General features: G+C 70.9%; 6 protein-coding genes. All 6 read left to right on the forward strand.

Features of this window, described 5'->3' with window-relative positions; all coding sequences use genetic code 11:
• Nucleotides 1–62: 62 nt before the first annotated feature.
• Genes ACJA3G_RS29195 through ACJA3G_RS29220 form a run of 6 tightly spaced genes read left to right on the forward strand, consistent with a single transcriptional unit; the run spans nucleotide 63 to nucleotide 5,179 of the window.
• Complete coding sequence (locus ACJA3G_RS29195) at nucleotides 63–980, forward strand: winged helix-turn-helix transcriptional regulator (RefSeq protein ID WP_406556036.1); 918 nt, start codon at nucleotides 63–65, stop codon at nucleotides 978–980.
• A complete protein-coding gene (locus tag ACJA3G_RS29200) occupies nucleotides 977–1,558 on the forward strand; it encodes a regulator (protein ID WP_406556037.1) in 582 nt (193 codons plus the stop codon). The genes ACJA3G_RS29195 and ACJA3G_RS29200 overlap by 4 nt, the downstream gene beginning before the upstream one ends.
• Nucleotides 1,555–2,793, forward strand: a complete 1,239-nt coding sequence (locus ACJA3G_RS29205; protein ID WP_406556038.1) for an MFS transporter — start codon at nucleotides 1,555–1,557, stop codon at nucleotides 2,791–2,793. The genes ACJA3G_RS29200 and ACJA3G_RS29205 overlap by 4 nt, the downstream gene beginning before the upstream one ends.
• Nucleotides 2,794–2,842: 49 nt before the next feature.
• Complete coding sequence (locus ACJA3G_RS29210; RefSeq protein WP_406556041.1) at nucleotides 2,843–3,166, forward strand: hypothetical protein; 324 nt, start codon at nucleotides 2,843–2,845, stop codon at nucleotides 3,164–3,166.
• Between the two features lie 52 nt (nucleotides 3,167–3,218).
• Nucleotides 3,219–4,481: an ATP-grasp domain-containing protein gene (locus ACJA3G_RS29215; protein WP_406556039.1), complete on the forward strand. Its 1,263-nt coding sequence runs from the start codon at nucleotides 3,219–3,221 to the stop codon at nucleotides 4,479–4,481.
• Entirely contained in the window at nucleotides 4,478–5,179 is a 702-nt protein-coding gene (locus ACJA3G_RS29220; RefSeq protein ID WP_406556040.1) for a hypothetical protein, read from the forward strand. The genes ACJA3G_RS29215 and ACJA3G_RS29220 overlap by 4 nt, the downstream gene beginning before the upstream one ends.
• Nucleotides 5,180–5,349: the final 170 nt, after the last annotated feature.

Consider the following 5,349-nt stretch of genomic DNA (forward strand, 5'->3'; position numbering starts at 1 on the left):
CTCCAGCGACCGCTGCCACCCGCACCCGCTGATCCGCCCGTCCCGCCCTAGGAGTTGCCCCCTTGGCCACCACCGGTCTGCCCCGCTCCACCCAGGTTGACGTCGCCCGCGTCACCGAGTCGCTGGAGATGATCGCCCCGCTGTGGAGCGTGTGGATCCTGATGACTCTGTCCGCCCAGCCCCTGCGCTACGCGGAGATCAAGCCGCGCCTGCCCTGGCTGAATGACGGCACCCTCCACCCCAAGCTGCGCCGTCTCGCCGACGCCGGACTGGTCGAGCGCACCGAAGTCTCCCAGGGCCACGTCACCTACGGCCTGACCGCACGCGGCACCGACCTAATGCCTGTCCTGACCGTGATCGCGGCATGGGGCGAGACGTACCTGGAAAAGCCGGTGGTGAAGAACAAGGGCACCGGGAAGCTGGAGCCGCTCGCCAAGGTCGCGCCGGCGCAGAACATCGAGGATGCCCTCGCGCTGATCGGTCCCCGGCACGCCACGCCGATCTTGTGGGTGCTCAAGGACCGCGGCGCCTCCAGCGCCAAGGCCCTGTCCGCCGCGGCGATGCCGGGCTACCGGCTCAGCAACGTCTATCCCCAGGTGGACCGCCTGGTCGGGGACGGCCTGGTCCGCAAGGACGGCCGGGCCTACGAGCTGACCGCCACCGGCCACGCGCTCGCCCCGGTCTACCGGGCTCTGAGTGCCTGGGCCGCGGGACGCCCGCTCGACGACGCCGACACCCACCCCCTGTGGGCCACGGCCCCCGTCCCGGTGGTGACGCAAGCGGCGTCCGGTCCCTGGCTGACGACCCAGCCCCGCGTATCGGGACCTGCCACTGCCGTGACCCCAGCCGCGCACCCCGCCGCGCTCGCCATTCAGCCTGCGGTCTCATCGGCCACAGCCTGGAAGGGCGGCGACCTGTTCTCGCACCAGATACCGGCACGCCCCATCGCCCTCCCGCAGACGCAGGGGCCGCGCCGATGACCCACATCATCCTCGCCGACCAGGCGCAGGCACGCCGCGCGATCCGGGCATTGTCGCTGCCCGCACTGGTCCGCCTGGTCACCGAGATCGACGACAACGGCCCCATCAGCCGACGCCGCGGCAGCCTACAGAGCGCCTTTGACGACCTCAGTGCCCACCAGCTGCGTCACGCCATCGACCGGGCTCGCGAGTTCGGCCTCGTCTACGGCGACGAGGACGAACGAGTCCGCTACCGGCTCACCGACCGCGGCGAGGAACTGGCCGAGGTGTACGACACGGCCGCCCGGTGGGCCCGTGCCCATCAATTCCCCACGCTGGCCACGGACTTCGTCACCCGGGTTCAGCACACCCTCGACCTGCTCAGCCACACTCCGGCACTCGCACATGCCACTGCCTGGTCCGGTGACGCGAGCGGCATGCTCACCCCTGGGGGAGCGGTCCTTGGCCGTGACGCCATCGTTGCCCTCGATGGCCCGCAGAGCGCCCTGGGCGCCTGGCTTAAGACTCATGCGTACGTCCTGCACCCCACGGCCCTCCACTCCTCCCATGCGGCGGATGAGTGGGAGATCGCTGCGTGAGACCCAGTGCCGGGCCCCGGCATGCCCGCCGGCCTGCCTCCACCCTGCTGCGGGGCATCTACCTGCCCCGCAGCATGGACGCCGGCGCCTTCGCGATGACGACGTACGGGATCCCACTGCTCGTGCTCGCCACCACCAACTCCGCGTCCCTGACCGGCTTGGCGTTCGCGCTGGAGTGGGTGCCGCGCCTGGGCGCGTTCGCCGTCGCCGGAGCGATGGTCGACCGCCACGGCACCACCCGCGTGCTGCGCACGGCTTCCTTCCTTCGGGCCTTGGTCGTAGTGGCCGCCGCGTTCGCCCTGCCACAGATGGCGGCCGGGGTGGCCACCACTGCCGCTGTCATGCTGCTCGCCGCCACGAGCGGCGTGCTCACGGAGTTCTCCTACATCGCCGCCGAGACGGCGGGAGGCATCGCCAGCCGTCAGGCCGGCGAGCGCGCCCACCGGGTGCAGTCGGTGCTCCTGGGCATTGATCAGGTCGGCACTCTGGCCGGTCCGGCTGTCGCCGGCCTGCTGCTGGAGCGGGCGGGGGCCGCCGGAATGCTCGTCACGATCGCTGTCTTCTCGCTCCTGGCGTGCGCCTTCGCCCCCCGGCAGTACGCCACCCGGGCCGAGAAGCCGCAGCCGGTCCTCGCGGGGCTGCGCACCGGATGGACGACCTTGCGCGCGCTGCCCGCGCTGGGCTGGCTGGTGTGCGGACTGACCCTCTCCAACTTGGCGGTCGGTCTGCTCCAGGCCGCTGCCCCCGTGATCGTGGTGAAGGAGTTCGGACACTCCAGCGCGGACGTGGGCCTGATCTGGTCGGTGGCCGCCGTCGCTTCCCTGCTCACGGTCGCGGTGTGCCGCCGAGCGATCGACCGTTTCGGCCTGTGGCCGGTCGGGGCGCTCTCCGCCACCGTCGCGGCCAGTGCGTGCCTGGCAGTGTCCCTCGCTCAGACCTACACCGCCTATCTCGTGCTCATCGCGGTGCTCATGGCCGGCGAGGGCGGCATGACGGTAGTGCTGCGCACACTGCGCTCCCACCTCATCCCGCAGCAGGTGTTCGGCGCCACCCTCTCGCTGACGATCCTGCTGCTCCTGCTGCCGTTTCCGCTGGCCGGTGTCCTGGTCGCATCGGTTCCGCCCGCCCTGCTCGGCCACGTGATCACCGCCTGCGCGGTGCTACAGGCCCTGGGCCTGCTCACGGCCTTCTCCCGGCTGCGCACCCTCCCCGTTCTGCGCGCCCGTCTCGCCTGACCTCACCCCACCCCTGCTGTCCGCTCTCCCGGAGATCAACCCGATGCCCATGCCCGCCGCCCAGGCCGTCATACCCGTCGCCCGCCCCTCCTTTCGCGCGGGATCCAGGCCCACGATCACCGATCAGTTCCTCGCTTTCGACGCCGCTCATCCCTACGTCTACCGGGCCCTGGAAAGGCTGACGGCCGAGCGGCTGGCCGCCGGCGCCACCCGCATCGGGCTGAAGGAGTTGTTCGAGGCCCTGCGCTGGCGTCTCCCGCAGGGGCTGCGCGGGCTCAACAACAACTACACCGCCCTGTTCGCACGAAAGTTGATCAAAGACCACCCCGAGTGGGCCCCCGCCTTCGAGCTGCGCCGTCGGCGCACCCCATGAACCGCCACGCCGTAACCGAACTGCCCTCTACCTGACCCTATTTGGAGAGTTCTTGCCCACGATCCTCGTCGTTGCCACCACCGGTCCGGAGGCTCAGGACTACCGCGGATACTGCCTCGCAGCCGTCGCCCAGCGGTACGACATCGTCCTGATCACTCCCGCCGAGCCCACGTGGGAGCGGGAGTTCATCATCGACTTCGAGATCGCCGATCCCGACGACGCCCAGGCATTGGTTGATGCAGGCCAGGCCCTCGCCGGGCGCCACGACCTGGCGGGGGTGGTGACGTGGACCGAGTGGTACTTGGTTCAGACCGCGCGACTTGCCCGGTGCCTGGGTCTGCCGTCGAGTGGCCCCAAGGTGATGGAGGGCGCCCGCAACAAGGCAGTGGCCCGCTCCCTCTTCGCCCGCCACGGCGTGCCCTCCGCAGCTTCGATGACCGCACGTTCTCTGCTGGAGGCGGCGCTCGCCGCCGACACGATCGGCTACCCCATCGTGCTCAAACCCGCTTCCCGGGCGGCCAGCATCGGCGTCATCCGCGTCGACCGCGTCGAAGAACTCCCCGACGGCTTCGCGTTCGCCGCCGCCGGCGCACGCGACGGCATCGAGAGCATCGAGGTCCTGGTGGAGGAGTACCTCGACGGCCCAGAAGTCTCCGTCGAATGCGTCACCCACCGTGGTCACACCACCGCCGTCGCCGTCACCCGCAAGACGCTCGGCGCCCCGCCGTTCTTCGAGGAGATCGCCCACAGCGTGGACGCTGCCGATCCGCTGCTCGACCAGGTGGCGCCCGTCGCTGCCGCGGCCATCAAGGCGCTCGGCATCACCGACGGGGTGAGCCACGTCGAGATGCGCCTCGTGAACGGCCGCCCCCGCCTGATCGAGGTCAATGCGCGCATCGGCGGCGACATGATCGGCCACCTCGTGCAGCTGGCCACCGGTGTGGACCTGGCCCGCGCCGCCGCCGACACCGCCTGCGGCCAGACCCCCGACCTCGCCCGCACCCGGCACAGCGCCGCCGCGATACGGCTGCTCTACCCGAACACGTCCGGCACCCTCACCCGCTGCCACCTCGACGACGACTTCGCCGCAGACGCGCCCTGGCTGGACCAGATCACCTTCCAGCGCACGGTCGGCGACACGGTCACCCTGCCGCCCGACGGCGACATGTTCAGCGCCCGCGTCGGATTCCTCATCACCACAGCGGCCACCGCGCCAGAAGCCGAAGAGCGCGCCCGGACCGTGCAGGAACGTCTCGACCTCCCCACCGAGCCGCACATTCCCGGCGCGCGGTCCGTCCGCACGGGACACGCATGAGCGGCGGCCGTGACTACCCCTTCTTGGGCCTGCACCCCTTCGTACCGGCCGACGTCGCGTCCCGGCAGCAGTACGACGTACTGATCGCCCTCGGCGACCGATACCAAGTCCGGGAGACCCTCGGCACCCAGGACGCCCATCACATGTACGCCCTGCTGCTGGACAAGGCCGGACGCTGGGGCCTGGCGGGCGGCAGCCCGATCGTGGCCGTCCACGTGCTGCGCAACACCATCGCCGGGACCTTCCGTATCGAGCGCGCCGAACTGCCCACCCTCGCTGCGGCACAGGACTGGTTCGAGCAACGTGAGATGGGCAACCACCGGATCCTGAGCGATAGCTACGGCAGGCGGCCAGCCGACGGCCTCACCGAGGCCATCGACCGTGAACGCGGCCGACACCACCCGCAGTACGACCTGACCAAGGACACGCTCACGGGTCCCGACCCGAGCGACTCCTACTTCCTGTTCGAGCCCTCGGGAGCCGCCACCACCGAGGTGCACTGGCTCATCCAGCGCAGCCAACTGGGTGACGGCCTCTTCTGGTTGCGCGACGTGCTCCTGCCCAGCGCCCTGGCCACGCACCACTGGCTTACCGGCCACGGCATCACCTGCACGCCACCGCGGAGCTCCCGAGCCAGGCTCGCCGCAGCGCCCAGCGCCGCGCAGTCGACAGCGCGCCGGACTGCCGCACGCCGCTGAGCCGCCGACGGCCGCACCGGCTCACGCCCCCGACAGACCCTCCCCAACCTGGAGTTCCTCCTTGTCTATCCGCTCCGCCCGTTCCCTTGTCGCCCTTACCGTCGCCACTACCGTGACCGGCACGCTGGCCTGGGCCCCTGCCGCCTCGGCCCATGCTCCCGAGCCCACCC

This window comes from Streptomyces sp. YS-3 (genome assembly GCF_045257485.1).
GTDB lineage: Bacteria > Actinomycetota > Actinomycetes > Streptomycetales > Streptomycetaceae > Streptomyces.